Here is a 22,756-nt window from a genome sequence, read left to right on the forward strand (position 1 = left end):
AAGGGTGGGACTGGCGTCGCTGCCGGTCCACTTCTCAATTGTGACGGCGGAATCGCTTCCGCCCTCGACCCTGCCGAAAACCTGCTACGGCAGAGATAACCTCGGAAACCTAGACGATTGGCGCGCAACGTCAAGGGGCATCACCAGTTCCCCCTGATTTCCCGCCAAGGATCTAGTCTGCCAGTCGGTAGCTCTTGCCGTCGTGCATCACCCGACCGAATCCCACCGTGGGGTCGTGCTCGAAGATCAGAAGCCAGTCGTCCCGCAGGGCATCAGCCAGCAACGCCCGTTTCGATTCGAGCGTCACCAGCGGCTCCACGTCGTACCCCATGATCCAGGGCAGCGGCAGGTGATGCGAGGTGGGGACGACATCGCCGAGAAAGCACGCCGTCTCGCCGCCGGACTGCAGGATGACACTCTGATGGTGAGGCGTGTGTCCCGGCGTCAGACGCACCGAGATCCCCGGAACGATCTCCCTGTTGCCCATGATGAACTCGAACCGGTCGGCCGCCACGATCGGCGCCCAGTTGGGCAGGAAGTAGCTCGCGGACGTCCGCTCATTCGGGTGCTCGGCGTAGGCACGCTCGCCGGCCTGCACAACGAAGCGCGCATTCGGAAACGCCGATTGCACTTCACCCGCCGGATTGCGCCAGGTATTCCCACCTGCATGGTCGAAGTGGAGATGCGTATTGATCACGAGCCGCACGTCGTTCGGCGTGAACCCGGCCTCGCGAATGCCGTCCTCGAGCGCCGTACGTCCGTTGGTCCCGTCGTTCTCCACCCCGTAGATCTCGTGAAACTTCGGATTCTCCTTGTTCCCGAGTCCTGTGTCGATCAGCACCAGGCCGTCATCATGCTCCACCAGCAAACAGCGCATGCCCAACGGAATACGGTTCTTGCCGTCGGCAGCCACGCGACGTTCCCAGAGGGTCTTGGGCACGACGCCGAACATGGCGCCCCCGTCGAGTTGCTGGCCGCCGGCTTGAATGGCGTGGATGCGCCAGCGGCCCAGGGTCCGGGTATCGAGCAATGGATGCGGTGCACTCACGCGATGTAGTCCTCGGAAGCAGGAAGCGGGAACGCACGGCGGCGGCGATCGCGTGCCGTGAGACGACGCTTGGCAGACGGCGTCGAGAGCAACTTCTCGAGCGCGGGCCACGAACGCACGCCCTCGTTCTCGGCAATACGCAGCATGCGGACGAGCGCCTGCGCAGTGGCGACCGCGTCGCCCTCCGCACGGTGACGCGCTTCGATCTCGATACCGAAGTACCGTGTCACGTGGTCCAGTGATTTACGCGGCAAATCGGGCAGCAGCACACGCGCGAGCCGAACGGTGCACAGCTTCGGCCCCGCAAGGAGATGGCCAACGCCGCGATCGAGTTCTTCGCTTACGAAACGCCAGTCGAAGGACGCATTGTGCGCGGTGAACACATGACCCGCGAGGCGATCGACCACGGTCGGTGCGATCTCGCGGAACGTCGGCTGATCCCGGACCATCTCCCACGAAATCCGCGTGAGCTGCGTGATGTAGGGCGGGATCGGACGCTGCGGATTCACCAGCTGCGCGTACACGTCGACCACTTCGCCGCCAGACACCTGCGCGATGGCGATCTCGGTGATGCGATCTCCGGCCACGGGACTTGTACCGGTGGTTTCCACATCGACCACAGCAAAGCTCACATCAAGCAGCGAGCCGGCCGTCTCGGCGTGTGCCGGGGCTTCGGACCGCGTGGCAGTGGTCGCCGCCAGTGCCCAATGCCCGCTGGGCAAGCGGACGAATTCGGGGTGACTCGAGAGGAGGGCGACCGCCATGCGCTCGGCGGCGTCAGCCTGCAGGCGGTCGACGTTGCAGACGTCGCACATGAGCGTAACGGGGTCGAGCGGACCGGACGCCAGTCGCTGGGCGGCGCGGGCCGAGAGCGTCGTGGGGCGAGACATGGGGGGAAGATAGCGAGCGGTTACCGCCCCGCTGGTAAATTGTGCGCTAGCGGTCTAACTTTGTGAAGTATTTCACAAGCCACCGACTCTGCCGTGAAACGCATCGCTGATTCGACCGTCCGACGCCTTTCGATGTACGTGCGGTACCTCGAAGAGCTTGACACTCAAGGCCAGAAAACGGCCTCCAGTGACGAGCTCGCGCATCTGTGTGGGACGACCCCGGCGCAGGTACGAAAAGACCTATCGTTCTTCGGGTCCTTCGGCAAACGTGGACTGGGATACCCCGTGCATGAGCTGACCGCGCACCTTCGGCAAATTCTTGGGCTCGAGCGCGAGTGGAAGGTCGTGATCGTCGGCGCCGGCAAGATCGGCGCAGCGCTGGCGAACTACCGTGGCTTTCGGCAGCGCGGTTTCAAGATTGTCGGCGTCTACGACAACGATCCGACCAAGATCGGCAAGCCGTGGGGCGAGGCCATCGTGCATGACATGGCCGATCTCGCGAGGGACATCCAGCGCGAGGAAGCCCCGATCGCCGTGCTCGCCATCCCATCCGATGATGCGCAGGATGTCGTGGACCGTCTCGTGGGCGCCGGCATTCGGGCGATTCTGAATTTTGCGCCGGCCCAAATCACGGTGCCGCCGCACGTGTCACTCAAATCGGTGAACATGGCGATGGAACTCGAAGGACTGTCCTTCGCCCTCACGAACTCGCTGCCAAGTCGGGGCGTGGCGTAAGCACACGCACGAGACGTGCGAAATCCGCGGGTGTGAGCGTTTCCGGCCGCACGTCATTGGGCAGTCCCGCTTCCTGCAGCACGGCCGCCGCTCGTTCCGCATCGAGGGACGCGACAGTGCGCACCACGCGAATGAGTTGCTTGCGGCGCAAACCGAACGCCGCCAGCACGAAGCTGCGAAACTTCTCTTCGATCTCCGGCTCGACCGACGGAACCGCGCGGGGCGTCACGCGCACCACGGCGGAATCGACCGTCGGCGGCGGATTGAAGGCCGATGGCGGAACGCGTCGCACCATCGTGACGTCGACGACCGACTGCAGATTCACGCTCAGCGCGCCGTACGTCTTGTCACCCGGCGGTGCCGCCATGCGCTCGGCGACTTCCTTCTGCACCAGATACACGGCCACATCGGGACGTGGCAGTTCGAGCGCGTGAAAGATGATTGGCGTCGTGATGTAATACGGCACGTTGCCGACCAGCACATACGGACCGCCCGCGAGCGTGGGCAACGACACGGTCAACACATCGGCCTCGACGATCTCCACATGCGGCATGTCGGCATATCGGGCGCGCAGGTGCTGCACCAGGTCCCGATCAAGTTCGATGGCGATCACCCGTCCCGCCCGCTCCACGAGTTGATCTGTGAGCGCGCCGCGTCCCGGTCCGATCTCCACGACCGTACGCCCCTCGAGGGGCCCGAGTGCCTCCACGATGCTCTCGAGGACGCGAGCGTCTTTGAGAAAGTGCTGACCGAATCGCTTCCGCGCGGCCGGCAGTGACCCTTCGGGCCGCGGCGGCCGTGCGCCTCGCGTGCCAAATCCGTGTTTCTGACTCACGAGCGTTCCTCGAATGGACGATCCACGATGACGGCGGCGAGATCGTCGCGCAACGCAGTACGGCGAGTGTGTGATTCTACCTGCGCGAACAACGCATCGAGCATGGCGTCCGGCGATTCGCCGTGCGTCATCGTGGCGAGCATCTCGAGGACCGCGCCCTCGCCGAGACGCTGATCGAGCGCATCACGCGCATCGGTGATGCCGTCCGTGAACAGCACCAGCCGGTCACCGCGGCGCCAGGACATGACGCACTCCTCGATCGGCGCATCGCTGAACCCGATGGGCGGCACGACGGCGGCGAGTCGCACGCACCGGCCATCGGCGCCCACACGAAACGCGTGCGGATGACCGGCGTTCGCGAAACGCACTTCGCCAGCCCGCGTATCGATCACCGCGTAGCACATGGTGATCGACATCTCAGTGGAGGAAAGCTCGTCGGCGAGCGACCGCCGTACGGCGTCGAGTGCGATCGACGGATCGAAGGCGGCCTGCACGTGAATCGCGGCGGCGCTGAGCGCCAGGGCCATCACCAGTGCCGACTGATACCCGTGGCCCGAGACGTCGCCGATAAGGACACCAGTGCGATCGCGGTCGAGGCGGGCCAGCAGGAAGAAATCGCCACCCACGCTGTCGGCGGGTACCAGTCGAGCGGCGGCCCGCGCCTCGGGTCCGACGACCGCCGGCTTGGGAAGCAGCTTGAGCTGCAGATCGTGCGCCAACCGCATCTCCCGAACCAGCTGCTCTCGTTCGACGGCCACGCGCACGAGCGACGCGTTGTGCATCGCCGTCCCGATCTGGGTACCCACGGCCACGGCCAGCTTACGATCCCCGGCACTGAACGGCTGTCCGTTGGCGCGCCCGCCCAACACAAGGACCCCGAGGGGGACCGGCGTGCGTGGCTCCACCGCATTGCCCCGACGAATCGGAATCGGATGCGTGCCGGTGATGCCGACGCCAGTGCTCGGGCGAGTGATCGCCACGGCCATCAACGCGCCGCCGCGTGCCGCCAATACGGGATCGGACGCGCGTGCGGCCGCCCCCTCCTCAGTGATCGCGCCGGCAGTGCGATAGGCCGCCACCGCGATATGGCCGACTTGCTCGAACGAGATCGTCGGATACTCTACGTCGTCGAGGCCAAGGGTAGCGATCGGCGCGAGTGTCCCCGCGGTGCGATTGTTCTGCAGGAACACCGCGCGCGTGGCTCCCACGGTTACGCTCAATTCACGTAGCAACGTGTCGGCGACATCCTCCACTGACGTCGTGCCGCCAAGAAGTTCGCCGATGGCGTACAACAAACTGATCTCTTCATAGCGCTCCACGAGCTCGACGGTGGCACCGTCGCGCTCGCGCGTGAGTCGGCGTATCTGAGGTACGAGGCGCGCCAACAGTTGATCCGCATCGGACGATGCGCCCGCCTCCACAAAGAGCCAGCCGACAGTTTCACCGCTGGTGACCACTTGCGCGTGCAGAGCCTGCGACCGCGCCCAGGCAATCACGTCCCACGCCCCGACACCGGCCTCGGTGCGAGCCGCGAATGACCCGGACGACGTGCTGAGGAGCGTCGGTGATCCACCCTCGCGTCGTTCCCAGATGGCCGCCTGGCGTCCAGTGGCCTCGAGAAACGCGGCCAGCAGCGCAGCGACCTCGATCATGACGTGCGGTGGAGAATCAGGCGGATGCAGTGTCCGGACTCGGCGTCGGGCCCCGCGCTTTCCACGCGGTCCATCAGCGTTCGCATCAGGAAGACACCGCGGCCATCCTCGCGTTCGAACCAGTCGGCCTCATCGGGACTCTGTTGCAGTCCTGAGAGATCGAATCCGCCGCCTTCATCGGTGACGTCAACACGCAGTGACTGCGTATCGAGTTCGACGCGCACTTGCACCGAGCGCGACCGATCTCCGCAATTGCCGCGCAGCATGGCATTGGCCAGGGCCTCGGTGATCGCGACGGGCACGTTGAGGTGGCATTGGCGCGCCGAGAAACCGGCGCTCGCGCACAGGGCGACGATCGTCTCGACCACGGGCTCGATCAGTGTCACATCCGACGCCAGCGCCCACCGACGCGTGATCGGCGTCGGTGCGTCCGTCGCGGGACGCTGTGCAGCGGAGCCGCTCATGGGGTCCGACGCCTCCGGCTCGAGGCGCGACCCGAGGCGTGTCGCCACGCGGTCAGCGCGCCGCGAGCGCGTCGGCCCGAGTCGCGTAGAGCGGGAAAAGCTGGTCGAGTCGCGTCAGTTCGAAGAGCGTGCGCAGATCATCGTTGAGCCCCGCCAGCCGCAAGTCGCCACCGGCGTCTCGCACCCGCTTGCTCAGCGAAACCAGCGCACCCAACCCGGAACTGTCGATGTAACCGGAACGCGTGAAATCGACGACGACCGTGCGGGCGCCCTGCTCGACCGCATCGAGGACGGCCTGCTTGAACTCCTGACGATTGGTCACCACCAGCTGCCCTTCCACATCGACCAGCAGCACATCGTCGTTGCGATCCAGAATGAAGCTCATGAGGCGCTCAGGAAGCGGTGGAGGAACGTTCGTGGTTGCCGGCCTGCAGGGCAGTGATGGCGGCGACGTGCACAATGTCGTGCGACGTGGCCCCCCGCGACAAGTCACTGCACGGACGCGCCAGCCCCTGCAGGATCGGGCCAATGGCCGTGGCATGGGCTAAACGCTGCACCAGCTTGTATGCGATGTTGCCGGCGTCGAGCGACGGAAAGACCAGCACGTTGGCGGTACCCGCCGCCCGTTCACCGGGGGCTTTGCGGCGAGCGATCTCCGGCAACAACGCGGCGTCGGCCTGCAGCTCCCCGGATACGATCACGTCCGGCGCCTCGGCGCGTACGATCGCGAGCGCCTCGCGCACCTTGCTCACGGACGGCCCGTCAGCGCTCCCCATGCTGCTGTACGAGAGAAACGCCACGCGCGGCTCGTCGCCGACGATCCGGCGACGGTCAGCGGCAGCCGCGATCGCGATATCCGCTAGCTGTCGCGCGGTGGGATCGGGAAGCACCGCACAGTCCGTAAACGTCAACACCTCGGCCTCGCCGCCGCGGAATGGCGGAACGATCAGGTAAAATGACGAGGACACAGTGCGTACCCCCGGGGCTGCTCCGATCGTCCAGATGGCGGCGCGCAGCACGTCGGCCGTGGTGTGCGCCGCCCCGGCCACACAGCCATCGGCTTCGCCGAGCGCCACCAGTGAATCGGCAAAGTACAACGGGTCACGCGCCAAGCGCTCGGCGTCTTCGCGACTCAGGCCCTTCGCGCCTCGGCGCGCGAGCAGGTGTTCGACGACGCGCGGCGTGCGCTCATCGCCGAGCGGATCGACCATCCCGATGCCGCGCGACGGCACGACGCCTGTGGGCGCATCGCTGCGTCGCACCAGCACCGGCACGACCGAGCCGAGCTTCCCAAGCGCGACCACCGCTTCGACGGTACGACTGTCGGTGGCTTCCGGGAAGAGAATGGTGCGCGGCACGGCCGCTGCGCGTTCATGTACGGAGCGCAGGAACGTGCCGGCGGCATCGTCGAAGGTCGGCACGGCACTCATCGCAACTCGGCGAATCGCGCCACGAGCGCCTCGCCGACCAGTGGATGCACGAGACCGCTCACGTCACCACCGAAGCGAGCAACTTCGCGTACCATGCTCGAGCTGATGTACGTGGTATCGAGCGACGGCGTCATGAACACCGTTTCCATCTCGGGCAGCAGGTGACGATTCATCAGTGCCATCTGGAACTCGTATTCGAAGTCACTGACCGCACGCAATCCGCGCACATTCACCTGTGCCCCGACCTCGCGCGCGAAATCGACCAACAGACCGCTGAATGCACGAACTTGGATGCGGCTGTCAGGCCCCATGATCTCGGTGATCAGTCGTACGCGCTCATCCACCGAGAAGAGCGGCTGCTTGCTCACGTTGTTCGTGACGGCCACGATGACGCGATCGGAGAACGTCAACGTACGCCGAATCAGGTCCTCGTGCCCATGCGTGATGGGATCGAAGGAACCGGCGTACAGGGCGACACGCTCGGCGGCTGCGGCTAAGAACGGCGTCACGAAGGGGCGCGGAAAAAGGTCAGAGAGGTGGAGCCGTATCGGCGGGTCTCGCCGATGGCCGGTAAAACCACCGAGGACGAATGTTCAATGCCGAACACGTTGGCGAAAGGGACCGCCATCCAACAGTCGACCAGTTGCTGCACGGTCTCCGTGGAATACGGCGGATCGGCGAACGCCACGTCGTACGCGCCAGCCGAGAGCCGCTCGACGAACCGAACGGCCTCATCGCGATGCAAATGCGCCTCCGGATGCCCGCCCAGCTTCTCGAGGTTGGACCGGACGACGGCCAATACGTTGGCCGACTGTTCGACGAAGTCGCAGCTGGCGGCCCCGCGCGAGAGCGCTTCGAGACCGAGCGCGCCGCTCCCCGCGCAAAGATCGAGCACGCGGGCCTCGGGGAGAATCTGATGCACGATGCTCATCCACGATTCGCGAACGCGATCGCCGGTGGGGCGCACCGCACCACCTTCCGGCGCCTCGATGCTCCGCCCCCGCCACTTTCCTGAAATGATCCGCACGAGCTACTCCGCACAGGGTCGCACGCCGGCGACCCGCAGTTGAAGGCGCGACACACCACGGTATTCGTCGCGGTCGAGCCGATACGCGAGGTCCACCGGTCGCGAGACGCTGAGGGTCGGAGCGAGCGCCGCCATTCCCCAGCCGATCGCTTCGAGCGCGCCCCGCGATGCGTCGATGGACAGCTTGAGCCCATCGCTGCCCACTTTGCGCGGCGCAGCCGCCAGGCGAACACCGGTCGTCCGAAACATCGGCGACGGATTGCCGATGCCGAAGGGCTCGAAGTGCCGCACCAACGCCTCGAGTTCTTCACCGACGGCATCGATCGGGACATCGAGATCCACGCGTAACTCCGGTATCAGATCCTCCGGCGTCAGTCTCGCCCGCGCGACCTCGTCGAAGCGTTCGGCAAAGGCCGGCAGCTGCGCGGCGTCCATGGTGAGACCGGCCGCGGCACGGTGCCCGCCGAAGCGCTGGAAATGCATCGCACAGTCGCTCAGCGCCCCGTGGAGGTCAAAGGCACTGATCGACCTTCCCGACCCCTTCCCGATACCGTCGTGCACCGCCACGAGGACCGCCGGGCGCGCCGTCTGCTCCACGATTCGCGATGCCACGATGCCGATCACGCCGGCGTGCCAGCCTTCGCGCGACAGCACGTACCCGTAGCGGTCGCCCATGCCCGGCGCGTCAACCTGACGCATGGCGTCATCGAGCACTGCGCGATCGAGCTCCTGGCGCGCGCGATTGAGTTCTTCGAGCTCCCGGGCGATCACGTTCGCCTCGTCATCCCGTTCGCACAGCAGCAGCTTCAGACCAAGCTTGGCATCGGCGACGCGGCCCGCCGCGTTGAGGCGAGGTGCCAGCACGAACCCTACTCGACCGGCCGTGAGCGGCTTTCCTTCCAGTCCCGACGAGCGGATCAGCGCGCGAAGTCCGGGGTGCGTGGTCTCAGCCAGCAGCTTGAGCCCATACCGCACCATCACGCGATTCTCGCCACGCAGCGGTGCGACATCGGCAATCGTGGCGAGTGCCACTAGATCGAGCTGCCGATGCGCGAGAGCGGGCGACACGTTGAACGCCTCGCAGAGCGCAAGCGCAATTTTGTACGCCACGCCGACGGCCGCCAGATCTTTGTCGGCCGACGTGCATTCCGGATGCCGCGGGTTGCAGATCGCGTACGACGCGGGCAACGCGTGCCCGGGCAAGTGGTGATCGGTGATGATCACGTCGATGCCTGAGGCGTTGAGCGTCGCGACCGCCTCCCGCGCACTCGTGCCACAGTCGCACGTCACCACCAACGTGGCTCCTGCGCGCTGGGCCGCCTCCACCCCGGCGTGCCCAAGATCATAGCCGTCGGTAAGTCGGTTCGGAACGAAGGGCACGACGTGTTCGGCTCCGAGGCCGCGCAGCACCCGCACCATCAGGGCGGTGGAGCTCATCCCGTCAACGTCGTAGTCGCCGTGCACAAAGATTGTTTCCTGAGCCCGCACGGCATTGGCGATGCGCTCGACGGCCCTGGGCAGATCATGTAGCGTGCCGGGGGCCGACAGATGCTCGAGGCGCGGACGGAGGAACCGCTTGGCCGCGTCGACGTTGGAGTACCCTCGGGCCACCAGCAACCGGCAAACGGGCTCGGACAGCAGCAGCGCCCGCATCAGCCCATGCACCCCTTCGCCAGCGGCGGGGACGGTGGCGATCCACCGTGCATCCGGCCGCAGTCGTGCCGGCTGGAGGGAGGTCGATACGGAGCCGGCTTCGAGGCGGCGGTCGAGTTGGGAACGAGGGGACGCGGTCACACCCGCAATCTACCGGCAGAGCGGCGGGGGATGCACCCGAAACGGTGCAACCATACCCCCGACGCGGCCGATCTCCGTCAAATCAGCTCTGTGGTGCCGCCGATGGCGCCGGTATGTAATACAGCAGGCAGCCGCACCCTTCGCAGGGTTCGATGATCGCGCCGGTCGACATCGGCAGGCGACGCTGCAACGGGATGGACGTGTCGCAGCTCCCGCACGAGAAATCGTCATGGAGCTGGAACACGACGATCGTCCGGCGCCGGGACTGCACCCGATCGTACTTGCTGAGCAGCGACTTGCCGACGCCTTCCGACGACGTGTTGCGCTTGCCGCGCGCGACACCGAGTTCCTTGTCGATCACCGCCACCTCAGCGGCCAGCGTAGAGCGGGCGGCTTCCTGATCGGCCGACGTACGCTCCAGCACCTCCCGGTGCACGGCGAGCGCGTTGCGCAGATCGACAATGCGCCGCGAGATCGCCAGGGACTCACTTTCTTCGTCCGCGAGTATCTTGCGCGACGCCTCGACCTGGGCGGCGGCCGCCGTGACTTCCTTGAGCTTCTGCGCCGAGTTCAGCACGTCGACGTTCTTGTCGTGCCGGATCTTGTGTTCGGCGATGCGCGCTTCGAGAGAACGGTGCTTCTCGAGGTCGCGCTCGAGCGCGCCTTCGTTGCGGCTCACCTCGTCGGCCGCGCGCTTGCGCGCCTTGTCGAGCGTGGCGAGACGAGGGGCCAGCGCATCGCGCCGTGCTTCGATGGCGCGTATCACTTCATCGTCCTGTTGGACGATCAACAATGCTTGCAGCTCGGTATTCACTACACCTCCAGGAGGGAGATCCGGTCGATGATCGACCATCACCCCTTCGGTTTAGCCCGCGGACTGCGGATAGGCAAGAGCCGACGGATTTCGGCCTCGAGTTCAAGGCGCTCCTTCATCAACGTATCGTACGCGGGTCCCGTTGCCGCTAGCAGTGCCTCACGGATTAGATCGACCCGGATTTCCAATACACGGGCATCCAGCTTGCTGAGACTGAGCCCGATGTCCGAGGCTTCGACGTTGATCGCCACGGACCCATCTGTCAGTTCGCGCAGTACGGCGAGCGCGTCCGGCGCCAGTCGATCGGCGACCTGATCCAAATGGTCGCTTACGGGCGCCTCCAGGAACGCGGCGAACAACGCCCCGTACTGCGCATGACGAAACGAGTTGGGCGGATGTCGTTCCGCGACCCGCTCGGCGATCCCGCGATCGGCCAGCATCGCTCTTACGAGCGATCGCTCGACCGGTTCATCACGTCGCGGTCGTGGCGGAACATTGGTCGACTTCCACTCCGGCCCGCTGCCGTACTTGCTATTCTTTCGCCCCTTCCAGACGGGCTTGTCGCTCGCCGGAGGCGGCAACGGTGCCGGCTCGGACTCGACCGGCGGCCCCTCGAACTCCGGCATGGGTTCGTCACTGGAGCGCTCCGGCGGTCCGCCGGGCGCGCGGCGACGCCCCTGCTCCGTGGTGGCGTCGGCTTCGGTGGACAACGTGACTTTGTCGAGGTGCGACACATCGGCGAGGCGCGCGAGATACAAGTCGCGCGTGAGCGGATCACGAGCGGCGCGAATCGTCGGCAGCAACTTGTCGATCGCGAGGCGACGACGACGTATATCGGAGAACCATCCGAGTCGTTCGAGCAACTGCACTTGTCGGTCGAACACATCGATCGCAAGACCGAGCTGCCTATCCATCGCGGCACGACCATGGTCGCGCACGAAGGTGTCCGGATCTTCGTTCTCCGGCAGCGTCACGACACGGACGGTGGCTTTGTGTACAAGCAGCTCCAGTCCGGAGCGAAACGTCGCCTTCTGCCCCGCCTCATCGCTGTCGTACAGCAGAAAGACTTCAGGCGAATAACGCACGAGTAACTGCGCCTGTTCGTCGGTCAGGGCCGTGCCGAGCGGTGCGACGACTTCTTCGATGCCCGCCAGCACCAGGCGAATCGCATCGAGATACCCTTCCACCACAATGGCACGACCCGCACGACGCATCGCCTGCTTGGCGGTGTGCATGTTGTACAAGGTCTTGCGCTTCTGGAAAACCACCGACTCCGGACTGTTCAGATACTTCGGTGTGTCGTCACCAAGTGCGCGTCCGCCGAAGCCGACATGTCGACCGAGTTCGTCAAGAATCGGAAACATGACGCGGCCGCGGAAACGCGGGCGCGGCTCCGTCTCGCCTTCTCGTACCACGAACAATCCCGCTTCGATCAGGCGCGCATCATCGGCGCCGAGGGAATGCAGGTAGCGACGCAGCGCCAGCAGATCGCGCGGCGCGAAGCCCAGGCCGAAGCGTTCCCATGAGGCTTCGTCGAGTTGGCGCTGCTTCAGGTAGGCCCGCGCATCGCGCCCCGTTCCTTCGTTGGTGAGCTCACGCTGAAACCATTCGGCTGCGGCCGCCACGACTTCGAAGTTCGGGGCGTTCGGATCGGGGGCCTGCGCTCGCATCGGCACGTCGATCACCTCGATACCGACGCGCTCGCCGATCATCTTGACGGCGGACGGCCAGTCGAGACCGAGGCGCTTCCGCACGAAGGAGAACACGTCACCGCTTTCGTGGCAGACGAAGCAGTGGTAGCTCCCGCGCTTGGGAGACACCGAGAAATTCGGATTGGTGCCGCCATGAAACGGACAGGGTCCGCGATAGTCACCGCCGGCGCGCTTGAGCGGCACGAACTCGCTGAGGATCTGCACGATATCCGCCGCCGTGCGCACGCGCTCGATGATTTCGTCGGAAATCATGTCAGCTCTGCCACGGTCACACCGGCCCCCCCTTCGTTCCACGCGCCTAGACGAAAGCCCGCCACTCTCGTGTCCTTCTTGAGCATCTCGCTCACACGGGACCGCAGGGCGCCGGTGCCCTTCCCATGAATGATGCGCAACTCGCGCATGTCCGACCGCACGGCGGTATCGAGGGCCTGCAACACCTCGTCGTCCACTTCATCTACACGCAGTCCGCGCACGTCGACTTCACGCAGCGGATCAGCCTCGGGGATGCTGCCGGCGTAGCTCACCTTCACCGTCGGTGGCGGCGGCGACGACGAGCGTGTAAGCGTGGACAGCGGCACGGTCACGGTCAGTGAACCGACGATGACGCGCGCGTCCTTACCGCGCACCGAGAGCACTTGTCCGCTCTTGTCGTCGAGCGTGCCCACCAGCACGCGATCGCCCTCGGCGAGCGGCTCCGAAGCCTTCTGCGGCGTGCCGGCACGCGGCGTCGCCACGTCGACCGCTTGGCGCACCTGCGTGCGAACTTTCTCGCGCGCGGCGCGCTGTTGCACGGCCTCGACGGCGAGTCCCTGCGTTGCGGCGGCTTCCTCGACCGTGCGGCGCGCCGCGCGCGCGAATTCCTCCAGCGCCTCGGCTTGCTCACCAGCTTTCGTACGAATCTCGACGATCGCGCGCTCTACCTGACCACGTGCCTCGAGAAGATACTTTCGCGCTTCCTGACGGGCCGTTTTCTCGGACTCACGCTCGCGCTCGCGCACCTTGAGCTCGCGATCGGTTACGGTCGCCAATCGTGCGCGCAGCCGCTCCTGCTCGCGGTCCATCACTTGCTCGCGCACGCCGAGCGCCCCTTCGCGCGCTTCCACATCCGAGAGCAGGACCGCGAGGTCGCGTTCGCCGTGCGGCAGCCGCTCTTCAGCGCGCACGATGACGTCCTCGGGCAGCTGCAGTCGACGCGCGATACTCAGGCCATAACTGCGACCGGGAATGCCTTTGAGGAGCCGATAAGTCGGCGCCAATTGCACTGCGTCAAACTGCAGCGAGGCATTCACCACGCCCTCCACTTCAGTCGCGAGTAGCTTGAGCTGTCCAAGATGTGTGGTGGCGATCGTGGTTGCCGACCGGCGCGTGAGCGTCTCGAGAATGGAGCCGCCAAGCGCCGCGCCTTCGGCCGGATCCGTACCCGATCCGAGTTCGTCGATCAACACGAGCGAGTCGGGCGTCGCCGACCGCAGGATCTCGCCGAGATTCTTGAGGTGTGCGCTGAACGTCGAGAGACTCGCCTCGATACTCTGCTCGTCGCCCACATCGGCAAAGACATCGTCGAAAACGGGCAGGCGGCTGGTCGCGCCCACTGGAACCGGCACGCCCGACTGCGCCAGCGCACTGAGCAGTCCTATGGCCTTCAGCAAGACCGTTTTGCCGCCGGTATTCGGACCGGACACGAGCAGCGTACGCTCCTGTTCGAAGAGCGTGAGGTCGAACGCGACCACCGGCGTGCCGCGCGACAGCAGCAGCGGGTGACGGCCATCGACGATCGCCAGCCCCTCGGCCGGCGCGCAGAACGCCAGCGGGGCACAGCTGGCCTCGATGGCGTACCGCGCACGGGCGTACAGGGCATCGAGTGCCACGAGCGCGTTGAACGCGGCGATCAGTTGATCGTGATACGGGTGCAGCTGCTCGGTGAGTTCTCGCAGCACGCGTTCGACTTCCCGGAGCTCCTCCATCTCGAGTTCGCGCACGCGATTGCCGAACTCCACGGCGGCGGGCGGCTCTACGAAAATGGTGGCGCCGGTGCCGGAGCTGTCGTGCACGATGCCGCCGACATAGCCGCGCGCTTCGCGGCGCATCGGTATCACCCAGCGGCCGTTGCGCATCGTGACCGACAGGTCGCTGACCTGATGATGCGATTCGAGCTTGGCCATTTCGCGCTCGAGCAACCGGACCAGCTCGCCCTCGGCCTGCCGCAGTTCGCGACGGACGCGACGAAGCGCCGGCGAGGCATCATCGCGCACGGTGCCGTCGTCGGAGATCGCGCGCGCGATCGCCTCCTCGAGCGGACGGAGGTCGATGAGCTGTTCGAGAGACGCCTGCAGATACGCCACGATGATGCGCGGGCGCCGCGGATCGCGAAGCGCGTCACGCACGCGGCGCGAGGAACGAAGCAGCGTAGCGCCCTGCAACAGTTCGAGCGCCGTCCAGGTAAGCCCCTCGATGCGCAGGCGACGCAGCGGCTCGCCGAGTTCAGGAATCGGCTCCGTCGGCCAGGGGAGATCCGACGACACGAGCGCGCGCATGGCGCCCACGCGGGCGTGCTCGGCCTCAATCCATTCGCGATCACATCGAGGGGTGAGTAAGCGAACGGCGGCCGCTCCGGGGCCCGAGTTCGCCCGTCCCGCGACATGCGAGAGCATGCGCGGGAACTCGAGGATACCGAGGGCGTGCGCGTTCATCATGTCCCGTGTGCTCGTCGGCGTGGAGCACCGCTCAAATGGCACGAACCCGGACCGCCGAGGGCGCGAGTCCGGGTTCGAAGCATGCTGTGTGCTGTCATTCGGTTCGCCACGACGTGTCGTGCGTTGTCGTTGTCACCCGCGCGCGAGTTCCTCTCGCACGATTGCGTTGATCGTACCGCCTTCGACCCGCCCTTTGAACTGCGGCATCACCTTGGCCATGACGGCACCGATGTTGGCAACCCCACCCTGCATCGCTGCGCGCACGGCGGCGCGCAATTCTTCAGGGTCGACTTGAGCGGGCAGATACACTTCGAGCGCAGTGACTTCGCTCTGTTCCTTCGAGAGCAGGTCCGTGCGTCCAGCTTTACCATAGAGTTCGACGGATTCACGCCGCTTTTTGATGCCCTTTCTAATGACGTCGACGACATCATCGTCGGTGGCATCGCGACGGAGTTCAATCTCCCGGTTCTTGACCTCGGAAATGATCATCCCGAGGAGAAGCACGCGATCCTTCAGCTGCTCCCGTCGTGCATTGGCCTGATCGCGCTGCAAACGCGGCAGCAACGAACCGCCGGCATCCACGGAACTGCTCACCCGTTCCGGGTGCGCCGATTCTTGCGGACAGCCGCGTTCATTTTGCGCTTGCGGCGCTCCGAGGGCTTCTCATAATGACGATGCTTGCGCAGGTCGGAGAGGATACCGGCCTTCTCGCACTTCTTCTTGAAGCGCTTGAGCGCCCGCTCGAAATTCTCGTCCTCGTGGATGATGACTTCGGACAAACGAAACCTCGTAAATGATGGCGTGACTGACACGTTGCGATAGAACGACAGCCTTAAATCCTACCCAGCCGGAGGGGGGAGGTCAAGGCGCAAACGACGATAATTCCCGAGGGAAGCGACCAATTATCCCGGTGGCCAGTGCATCGCCCGCCCGCCCAGGACATGCAAGTGGAGATGGTGAACCGTTTGACCACCATCATTCCCGGTATTGACAACCACCCGATACCCCGCCTCTGCCAAGCCGTCCGAACGCGCGACCTCGGCCGCCAGCAACATCAGCGCCCCAAGTGCTGCGCCGTCGGTGGCCTCAGCCAGTGATGCCACATGACGGCGCGGGATGACCAATAGGTGCGACGGCGCCTGGGGATTCACGTCGCGAAAAGCAACGCCATGCTCGTTACTCGCCACCAACGTGGCCGGGATGGTCCCGGCAACAATACGGCAGAAGATGCAGGCGTCTGACATCAGGACTCGCGAGTCGGAGAGCTGGTACCGAGCGCCGTCCGGGCGATCGCCAAGGCGGCTACGGCAGCAGTCTCGAACCGTAGGATAGTCGGACCTAGTCGAACCGCGCGGAAGCCGGAGGCCGCCACTGCCTCGAGCTCATCCGCCTCGATTCCCCCCTCGGGTCCGATCGCCAATACGATAGATTCCTGCAGCACGGTGGCTGTGGCACCGACCATCGGCGCTCCCGCGGGATCGAGCACCAGGCGGTCACCCGGCGGGGCCGCCAACAGTGCGCGCTCGAGCGTGGCCTCGGGGAACGGTTGTGGCAGCCACGCTCCCTCCGACTGGGCGAGCGCGCTCGTCATGCGGGCCATCACCTTTTGTTGAAAGGCCACCCCTTCGCCGCGCGGCGACACACTCCGCGACCGACGCCAGAGAACTGGCCGCCAGCTCGTGCAGCCCAGTTCGCATGCCTTTTCGGCCAGCCACAGCATCCGGTCGCGGTCGGCAACCGGCACCAGCAAGTGTACCTCGGGAAGCGGCGCGATCACCGCAAAGTCGCTGATCTCGATGTAGGCCTGTGTCTTCGTCAAGCGCACGACCTGTCCAGCGCCCACGTGGCCCCGCCCGTCACGGACACCAACGACCGCGCCCGCATCGAGGCGCAGCACGCGCATGTGGCGCGCCGCGTGTTCGTCGAGCACGCATGTCGCGCCGACCACGAATGGTTCGGTCGTGACAAAGTTTGGTCGACCGGCGGCTACGCCCTCGCGATCGAGACCGACCACCAGATGTCCTCCGCATCCTCATCGAGCACGCGCCAGCCGGTGGCGGCGAGGACGGCGAGCATCTCCTCGCGCTCGTCCTGCAGAACGCCGCTCAGGATCGCGCCGCCGTCGGCGGTGAGCGATGCCGCGATGACCGGCAACAGCTCGATCAGCACCGACGAGATAATGTTCGCGAGCACCACCCGCACCGGCGCCAACAGGGGCAGGAGAGCCCCCGCGTCAGCCTCGAACACATGCACGCGGTCGGCCACACCATTCCGCAGCACGTTGTGTTCGGCGTCGGGAATCGCTTCACCATCGAGCTCGACGGCGTAGACACGCGACGCGCCGAGCTTGGCCGCCGCGATCGCCAACACCGCACTGCCGGCACCGAGGTCTGCCACGATATCGCCGTCGCGCATCACGGTGGGAAGCAGGCGCACAACACCCCGCGTGGTCGCGTGCTCACCGGTGCCAAAGGCCATACCCGGGTCGATGACGATCGTGCGGGCCGGATCGCGCCCCTCCGCCAGCCACGGCGGCGTCACCGTGAGCGACCCAAGATCGTGGGCATTGATGCGCGACTTCCACGCCTCGCTCCAGTCGATATCAGGTACTGGTGCGGTCTCGATCGTGACGTCCTCGTCCGCCTCGGTCAGCGCGAGATGCACCGCTTCGAGATCCGCTTGCGGCGGAAAGTGCGTAACCAGCGACGTCCCGTCTTCGTGCACACCCTGCGCGCCGACAGCGAACAGCGCGGCAAGACAGGCGTCGCGGCTTCTGTCGTCGCTTCCCGGGCTCACCCGGACGCTGACCCAGCGCAGGGACGCATCAAGCACCCAGCGCCTCCTTCATCTTCGACCAGAACCCTTTCTCGCGCTGTGGCGGTGCCTGCCCCTGCAGCGTGGCGAGTCGTTCGATCACCGCCTTCTCGTCGCCCTCCACGTCCTGCGGCGTCCAAAGCTGCACCTTCACGTGCAGATCGCCCGTACCGGACACGTTCACGCGTGGCAATCCACGTCCGCGCAAATGGAACACCGTGCCACTCTGGGTTCCTGTAGGCACGCGTAGCGACAGATCACCGGTCAGGCCAGGAACCCGGATATCGGCGCCGAAAACCAGCTGCGAGTACGTGACCAATGCTTCACAGAACAGATCCTCCCCATCGCGATCGAAGCGCTCGTCATCCTCGACCTCGAACACCACGAGCACGTCGCCTTTGGTGCCGCCACGCGGGCCCACGTTACCCGCTCCACGCAGGGTCATGTACTGACCCGTCGCGACGCCAGCCGGCACCTGAATCTTGAGCATGCGCTCGGCCCGCGCGCGTCCCTCGCCACGGCACTTCTTGCACGGCGACGAAACCACCACACCCTCACCGGCGCACGTCGGACACGGTGCGACCGATACGAACTGGCCGAAGAATGACCGTTGGGCGCGGCGCACTTCGCCGCCGCCGCCACAGGTGTTGCACGTCTGCGGCTTGGTACCCGGCTCGGCGCCAGACCCTTCACACTTGTCGCAGGCCTCGAGCACCTTGAGCACCACCGACTTCTCCACGCCCGTCGCGACTTCGGTGAGCGTAAGCGGCAACGGCAGCTTCACGTCGGCGCCCACGCGCGCGCCGTTCCGACGACCGCCGCCCTGGCCACCGAACATGTCGCCGAAGCCGCCGAAGTCGCGCATGAAGATGTTCAGCGCCTCCGACAGGTCGACGTGCTCATACTGCTGTTGCTGCGCACCACGGAGTCCCGCCTCGCCGTACCGATCGAACGCGGCGCGCTTCTGCGGGTCACGCAGCACGTCGTACGCTTCGGTGATCGTCTTGAATTTCTCCTCGGCCTCCTTTGCGCCCGCATTGCGGTCAGGATGCCACCGCATCGCCAGGCGCCGATACGCCTTCTTGATGTCGTCATCGGATGCGTCGCGCGGCACTTCAAGTACCGCGTAAAAATCGGCCATGTCAAAACCCGGAAAAACGCGCCGCCACAGAGCGGCGCAGTCGAACGACGGGTGCCGGAAACCGGACGCCCGTCGGTGAAGTCAAAGTCGAGCCGAAAAAGCTCCTAGGAAATATCGACTGCTCCGCCCGCCTGAAGCGAGGGGAGGGCCGTCAGCAGAGCAAATCGGACACCAGTCGGGACGTGTGACCGACCAGGGCGATCACTTTGTCGTACGGCATGCGGGTGGGTCCGATCACGCCGATCACACCGCTCAGTGAACCCGCCTGGTACTCCGCCGTCACCACCGTAAACGGTTCGAGACGAGGGTCGCCGTGCTCGTTGCCGATCGTGATCGAAATCCCGTTCGCTCCAGGCTTCGCTTCGAGCAACGAAGCAAGTTGCTGACGTGTTTCCGTGAGCTCGATCAACTGGCGCAGGCGCTCGCCACTAGCGAACTCCGGCTGATCCGCCAGCAACGACGGCTGCCCGAGCACCACGGTCTCCAGCGGATCCGAGACACGTCCGAACACTTGCTCACCCTCCTGCACGAAAATGTGCAGCAGCTCGGCCGTTTCCGGCTTGAGGTGCACATCGCGCAACCGCGAGGCGAGCGTCGTGCGGACCTGCTCGAGCGTGAGGCCGGACAAGCGCTCGTTGAGCACGATCGTGACTTCGATGAGCGCCTCGTCCGCGATGACACCCGGCACCTCCACGAACACCGTGCGCACCGCCCCACCGTGCAGGGTGAGCACCATCAACAGGCGCTCCGACGCGATGCGGACCAGCTCGAGCTGACGCAGCGTTGCCCGCTCAAATCGAGGGCCAAGGGCTACACCGAGTTCTTGCGTCAGGATTCCCAGCGACTGCGCGGCACGACGGAGGATCGCCTCAATGGCCGACCCGCCAGCCGAGATGTCGGCGTGTAATCGTCGTTGCGCCTCTCCGGGTATCGTCTCGACACGCATGAGCGAATCGACATAGACCCGATAGGCTTTGTCGGTGGGGACGCGCCCGGCCGACGTATGCGGATGGAAGAGAAATCCCTTCTCTTCCAGATCGCTCATCGTATTGCGGATAGTGGCGGGAGAGATTCCCAAGCCAAAGCGCCGAGACAACGTGCGAGAGCCCGCAGGCTCTGCCGTTGCCACGTAACTGTGGATCACTGCTTCCAGGACCTTTCGCTCCCGCTCGGAGAGCTCCCCACTAATCGCCATAAGTGTAATGCTACGAACGACTTCGGAGTGCTGTCAAGTCGGCGGCCAAGGCATCGAGCCGAAGCCACCCGGAGGCGGTGCACCGGATACGCGATCCGGCGGTCTCATGAGCAGACTCGATCCACCCCTGCCGACGCCACGTGGCGACGCGAGCTTCCTCACCCTCTCGAAGCTCCAGTCCGTCGATCGTGCGCAATCCAAGGTACACCATTTCCGCCTCACGGTTCTGCCCGGTAAGCGTTTCCGAGCCGTCAACGGGATCGAGGCCAGCGGTCAACGCCGATTCCCACGCGGCTAAGGCCGAGTGATTCCAGCGCCGCTCCGAGCCGTCGAAGCCGTGTGCCGACGGTCCGATGCCCAGATATGCCACGTTCTGCCAGTAGGCGCTGTTGTGTCGGGCCCGACGTCCGGGCATCGCGAAATTCGACACCTCGTAGTGCTCGAAGCCGGCAGCCCGCAACCGCTCGTGCGACTCGAGAAACTGGCGTTCGTAGAGTTCCTCAGGCGCTTCCTCGACTTCGCCTCGCTCCTGCCAGCGTCCGAGCGGCGTGTGCGGTTCGATCGTGAGTCCGTACAAGGAGATATGGTCGGGGGCGAGTGCCAGGAGACGCGAAATGTCTTCGCTCCAGTCGCGCTCGAGTGTCGCCGGCGCGGCGAAGATCAGGTCGAGCGACATCGAGTCGATGCCGCCGGCGCGAAGGGTCTCGACGGCGCGCACAGCGGCATCCGCATCGTGCACGCGATGCATCCAGGAAAGCACGCGATCGTCGAAACTCTGTACTCCGAGACTCACGCGATTCACTCCGGCCCGACGCCACGCCGCAACGGCTTCCGCCGAAACGTCTTCAGGGTTCGCCTCGAGCGTAACCTCGGCGTGCGCATCCAGTCGAACATGCCGGTGCAGCTGTTCGAAGAGGCGTTCGACGCCCTCGCCGCCCAACCTCGACGGCGTGCCGCCGCCGAGATATAGCGTGGACAGCGCCCCGCACGACTGCGACGCACCACGCAGGCGAAGTTCCGCATCCACCGCATCAGCGAACGCACGCCACGGTACCTGCTTGCGCACCGCGATGGAAAAATCGCAGTAACTGCAGCGCCGCGCACAGAACGGCACATGCAGGTAGAGGTGACGATACCCCACCTGAGCGGTAATCGGTGCGCTCACGACACACTGATCGACGGATGCACTTGCCCGGACGGGCCGAAGTACACGAGCCCGTCGATTTCGAGTGCGCTCAAGACCGCGGCCGCTTCACGCGGAAGCAGCTGGGCGGCCGCAGCGATCTCATCGATGTCACGAGCACCGCGCTGCAGAGCATCCCAGCACCGCGCGGCATCGCCGTCGAGGGAAACATGGGTCGACGTGGACCGCTCGACGCGCAGCAGGGCGAGCACATCGTCGACTGCCAGAATCGGTTCGGCGTGCATCTTGAGAAGCGCGTTGCTGCCCATCGACGAGACCTGATCGATGCCGTTCGGTACGCAGGCCACCATCCGGTTCAACTCAAGGGCATGGTCGGCGGTGATTAGGGCTCCGCTGCCCTTCCCGGCCTCGACCACCACCGTGAGATCGGCCAGCGCAGCGATGATCCGATTGCGACGGGGGAACGTCCCGCCGTGCCCCGAGTCACCCGGCTTCTGCTCCGTAAGCAGCAGCCCGTCGCGGGCGATGCGTTCCTGCAGGGCGCGATGCGCGCGTGGGTAGTGCACATCGAGACCCGTGCCGAGCACCGCGACGGTGCGTCCACCGGCGGCCAGCGCTGCGTCATGAGCGGCGCCGTCGATACCACGTGCCAGTCCGCTTATGATCGCGACGCCCGCACGAGCGCAGGCAGTCGCAATCGCACGAGCAACGCGCAGTCCGTAGGCCGACGCGGCGCGCGTGCCGACGATCGCGACGGCCGGCGGATGCGCACTGGCCAACGTCCCGAGGGCGTAGATGACCGGTGGCGCATCGGAGAGCTCGAGCAGTCGTGCGGGGTAACGGGCGCTCCCGACCGGCAGCGCTTCACCGCCGATGCGCAGTAGCTCCGCCAAAATACGGTCGGCCTCGCGCAGTGCCTCGTCGCGCCGTGTAGTTTCCACCGAATGCAGCGCCCGTGTGACGTTGCCATGCCGTGACAGCAGTCGGGCCACGCCGACGTCACCGAGCCCGCTGACCTGACGCAAGGCAATCACTTCACGCCGCGCCCGGAGTTGCTGCGCGGCCTCCGTCGACATCGTCGCCAACGGGGCCGCCGAGTGGTCAGGGAAGGAACTGCGCATCGCGTGCCGGCTTTTCAGCTTCCACACGCATCTTGAGCAGCTCACGCCACCACGCGTCAAGCACTACGTCGAGTCCCATGCGTCCGGCCGCGCTGATGGCGTACAGGCCGAAGGCGCTCGGTGCTTCGATATCCGGCACGTAGTGCTCGCCGAGCAGATCGAGCTTCGTGAACACCACGCAATACGGCTTGGCGGCGAGCTCGGTGGAGTACGAGGAAATCTCGTGTCGCAACTGATCGAGCTCCGC

Annotated in this window: 23 protein-coding genes and 1 pseudogene; 1 reads left to right on the forward strand and 23 read right to left on the reverse strand. The window is 65.6% G+C overall.

Translation table 11 applies throughout. The features are described 5' to 3' along the window. Positions 1-172: 172 nt before the first annotated feature. Positions 173-1,048, reverse strand: coding sequence for an MBL fold metallo-hydrolase (locus ACESNG_RS14660; RefSeq protein WP_373058431.1), 876 nt, complete (start codon positions 1,046-1,048; stop codon positions 173-175). Further along, positions 1,045-1,938 (reverse strand): PolC-type DNA polymerase III, encoded by an 894-nt coding sequence (locus ACESNG_RS14665; protein WP_373058429.1) that lies wholly within the window; start codon positions 1,936-1,938, stop codon positions 1,045-1,047. Before ACESNG_RS14665 ends, ACESNG_RS14660 begins: the two co-directional genes overlap by 4 nt. 93 nt (positions 1,939-2,031) lie before the next feature. On the opposite strand from ACESNG_RS14665, the gene ACESNG_RS14670 reads away from it, so the two are divergent. Further along, a complete protein-coding gene (locus ACESNG_RS14670; RefSeq protein WP_373058427.1) occupies positions 2,032-2,673 on the forward strand; it encodes a redox-sensing transcriptional repressor Rex in 642 nt (213 codons plus the stop codon). Here the strand turns inward: ACESNG_RS14670 and rsmA are convergent. The 21 genes and pseudogenes from rsmA to ACESNG_RS14775 form a co-directional block, all read right to left on the reverse strand. Beyond that, on the reverse strand, positions 2,639-3,508 hold the full coding sequence (gene rsmA, locus ACESNG_RS14675) for a 16S rRNA (adenine(1518)-N(6)/adenine(1519)-N(6))-dimethyltransferase RsmA (protein WP_373058425.1): 870 nt from the start codon (positions 3,506-3,508) through the stop codon (positions 2,639-2,641). The genes ACESNG_RS14670 and rsmA overlap by 35 nt on opposite strands. Next, the gene (locus ACESNG_RS14680) at positions 3,505-5,160 is read right to left on the reverse strand and encodes a PP2C family protein-serine/threonine phosphatase (RefSeq protein ID WP_373058423.1); all 1,656 of its coding nucleotides are present in this window, start codon (positions 5,158-5,160) and stop codon (positions 3,505-3,507) included. Before ACESNG_RS14680 ends, rsmA begins: the two co-directional genes overlap by 4 nt. Continuing rightward, on the reverse strand, positions 5,157-5,624 hold the full coding sequence (locus ACESNG_RS14685; RefSeq protein WP_373058421.1) for an ATP-binding protein: 468 nt from the start codon (positions 5,622-5,624) through the stop codon (positions 5,157-5,159). The genes ACESNG_RS14680 and ACESNG_RS14685 overlap by 4 nt, the downstream gene beginning before the upstream one ends. Before the next feature lie 52 nt (positions 5,625-5,676). Continuing rightward, on the reverse strand, positions 5,677-6,009 hold the full coding sequence (locus tag ACESNG_RS14690) for an STAS domain-containing protein (protein ID WP_373058419.1): 333 nt from the start codon (positions 6,007-6,009) through the stop codon (positions 5,677-5,679). 7 nt (positions 6,010-6,016) lie between these two features. Continuing rightward, positions 6,017-7,054 carry a phosphate acyltransferase gene (locus ACESNG_RS14695; protein ID WP_373058417.1) on the reverse strand — a complete coding sequence of 346 codons (1,038 nt, stop codon included), beginning with the start codon at positions 7,052-7,054 and terminating at the stop codon, positions 6,017-6,019. After that, complete coding sequence (gene coaD / locus ACESNG_RS14700; RefSeq protein WP_373058415.1) at positions 7,051-7,563, reverse strand: pantetheine-phosphate adenylyltransferase; 513 nt, start codon at positions 7,561-7,563, stop codon at positions 7,051-7,053. The genes ACESNG_RS14695 and coaD overlap by 4 nt, the downstream gene beginning before the upstream one ends. Then, a complete protein-coding gene (rsmD, locus tag ACESNG_RS14705) occupies positions 7,560-8,081 on the reverse strand; it encodes a 16S rRNA (guanine(966)-N(2))-methyltransferase RsmD (RefSeq protein WP_373058413.1) in 522 nt (173 codons plus the stop codon). Before rsmD ends, coaD begins: the two co-directional genes overlap by 4 nt. 3 nt (positions 8,082-8,084) lie before the next feature. Then, complete coding sequence (recJ, locus tag ACESNG_RS14710) at positions 8,085-9,875, reverse strand: single-stranded-DNA-specific exonuclease RecJ (protein WP_373069525.1); 1,791 nt, start codon at positions 9,873-9,875, stop codon at positions 8,085-8,087. 82 nt (positions 9,876-9,957) lie between these two features. Further along, entirely contained in the window at positions 9,958-10,689 is a 732-nt protein-coding gene (locus ACESNG_RS14715) for a zinc ribbon domain-containing protein (RefSeq protein WP_373058409.1), read from the reverse strand. 38 nt (positions 10,690-10,727) lie between these two features. Next, on the reverse strand, positions 10,728-12,653 hold the full coding sequence (gene dnaG / locus ACESNG_RS14720) for a DNA primase (RefSeq protein WP_373058407.1): 1,926 nt from the start codon (positions 12,651-12,653) through the stop codon (positions 10,728-10,730). Further along, on the reverse strand, positions 12,650-15,094 hold the full coding sequence (locus ACESNG_RS14725; RefSeq protein WP_373069527.1) for an endonuclease MutS2: 2,445 nt from the start codon (positions 15,092-15,094) through the stop codon (positions 12,650-12,652). The genes dnaG and ACESNG_RS14725 overlap by 4 nt, the downstream gene beginning before the upstream one ends. A 132-nt stretch (positions 15,095-15,226) precedes the next feature. Then, positions 15,227-15,688, reverse strand: coding sequence for a GatB/YqeY domain-containing protein (locus tag ACESNG_RS14730; protein WP_373069529.1), 462 nt, complete (start codon positions 15,686-15,688; stop codon positions 15,227-15,229). Further along, on the reverse strand, positions 15,685-15,873 hold the full coding sequence (gene rpsU, locus ACESNG_RS14735) for a 30S ribosomal protein S21 (RefSeq protein WP_026850684.1): 189 nt from the start codon (positions 15,871-15,873) through the stop codon (positions 15,685-15,687). The genes ACESNG_RS14730 and rpsU overlap by 4 nt, the downstream gene beginning before the upstream one ends. 123 nt (positions 15,874-15,996) lie before the next feature. After that, the gene (locus tag ACESNG_RS14740; RefSeq protein ID WP_373058401.1) at positions 15,997-16,338 is read right to left on the reverse strand and encodes a histidine triad nucleotide-binding protein; all 342 of its coding nucleotides are present in this window, start codon (positions 16,336-16,338) and stop codon (positions 15,997-15,999) included. Next, entirely contained in the window at positions 16,338-17,108 is a 771-nt protein-coding gene (locus ACESNG_RS14745) for a 16S rRNA (uracil(1498)-N(3))-methyltransferase (protein ID WP_373058399.1), read from the reverse strand. The genes ACESNG_RS14740 and ACESNG_RS14745 overlap by 1 nt, the downstream gene beginning before the upstream one ends. Next, positions 17,081-17,926, reverse strand: coding sequence for a 50S ribosomal protein L11 methyltransferase (locus ACESNG_RS14750; protein ID WP_373058398.1), 846 nt, complete (start codon positions 17,924-17,926; stop codon positions 17,081-17,083). Before ACESNG_RS14750 ends, ACESNG_RS14745 begins: the two co-directional genes overlap by 28 nt. After that, on the reverse strand, positions 17,919-19,049 hold the full coding sequence (dnaJ, locus tag ACESNG_RS14755) for a molecular chaperone DnaJ (RefSeq protein ID WP_373058396.1): 1,131 nt from the start codon (positions 19,047-19,049) through the stop codon (positions 17,919-17,921). Before dnaJ ends, ACESNG_RS14750 begins: the two co-directional genes overlap by 8 nt. A 151-nt stretch (positions 19,050-19,200) precedes the next feature. Continuing rightward, on the reverse strand, positions 19,201-20,244 hold the full coding sequence (hrcA, locus tag ACESNG_RS14760) for a heat-inducible transcriptional repressor HrcA (RefSeq protein ID WP_373058394.1): 1,044 nt from the start codon (positions 20,242-20,244) through the stop codon (positions 19,201-19,203). A 10-nt stretch (positions 20,245-20,254) separates the two neighbouring features. Beyond that, entirely contained in the window at positions 20,255-21,409 is a 1,155-nt protein-coding gene (gene hemW, locus ACESNG_RS14765) for a radical SAM family heme chaperone HemW (protein WP_373058392.1), read from the reverse strand. Then, positions 21,406-22,509: a DNA-processing protein DprA gene (gene dprA / locus ACESNG_RS14770; protein WP_373069531.1), complete on the reverse strand. Its 1,104-nt coding sequence runs from the start codon at positions 22,507-22,509 to the stop codon at positions 21,406-21,408. The genes hemW and dprA overlap by 4 nt, the downstream gene beginning before the upstream one ends. Next, positions 22,490-22,756 (reverse strand): annotated as a pseudogene (locus ACESNG_RS14775) (GTPase ObgE); the annotation flags it as partial. The gene dprA and the pseudogene ACESNG_RS14775, both read right to left, overlap by 20 nt.

Source organism: Gemmatimonas sp., assembly GCF_041689975.1.
Classification (GTDB): domain Bacteria; phylum Gemmatimonadota; class Gemmatimonadetes; order Gemmatimonadales; family Gemmatimonadaceae; genus Gemmatimonas.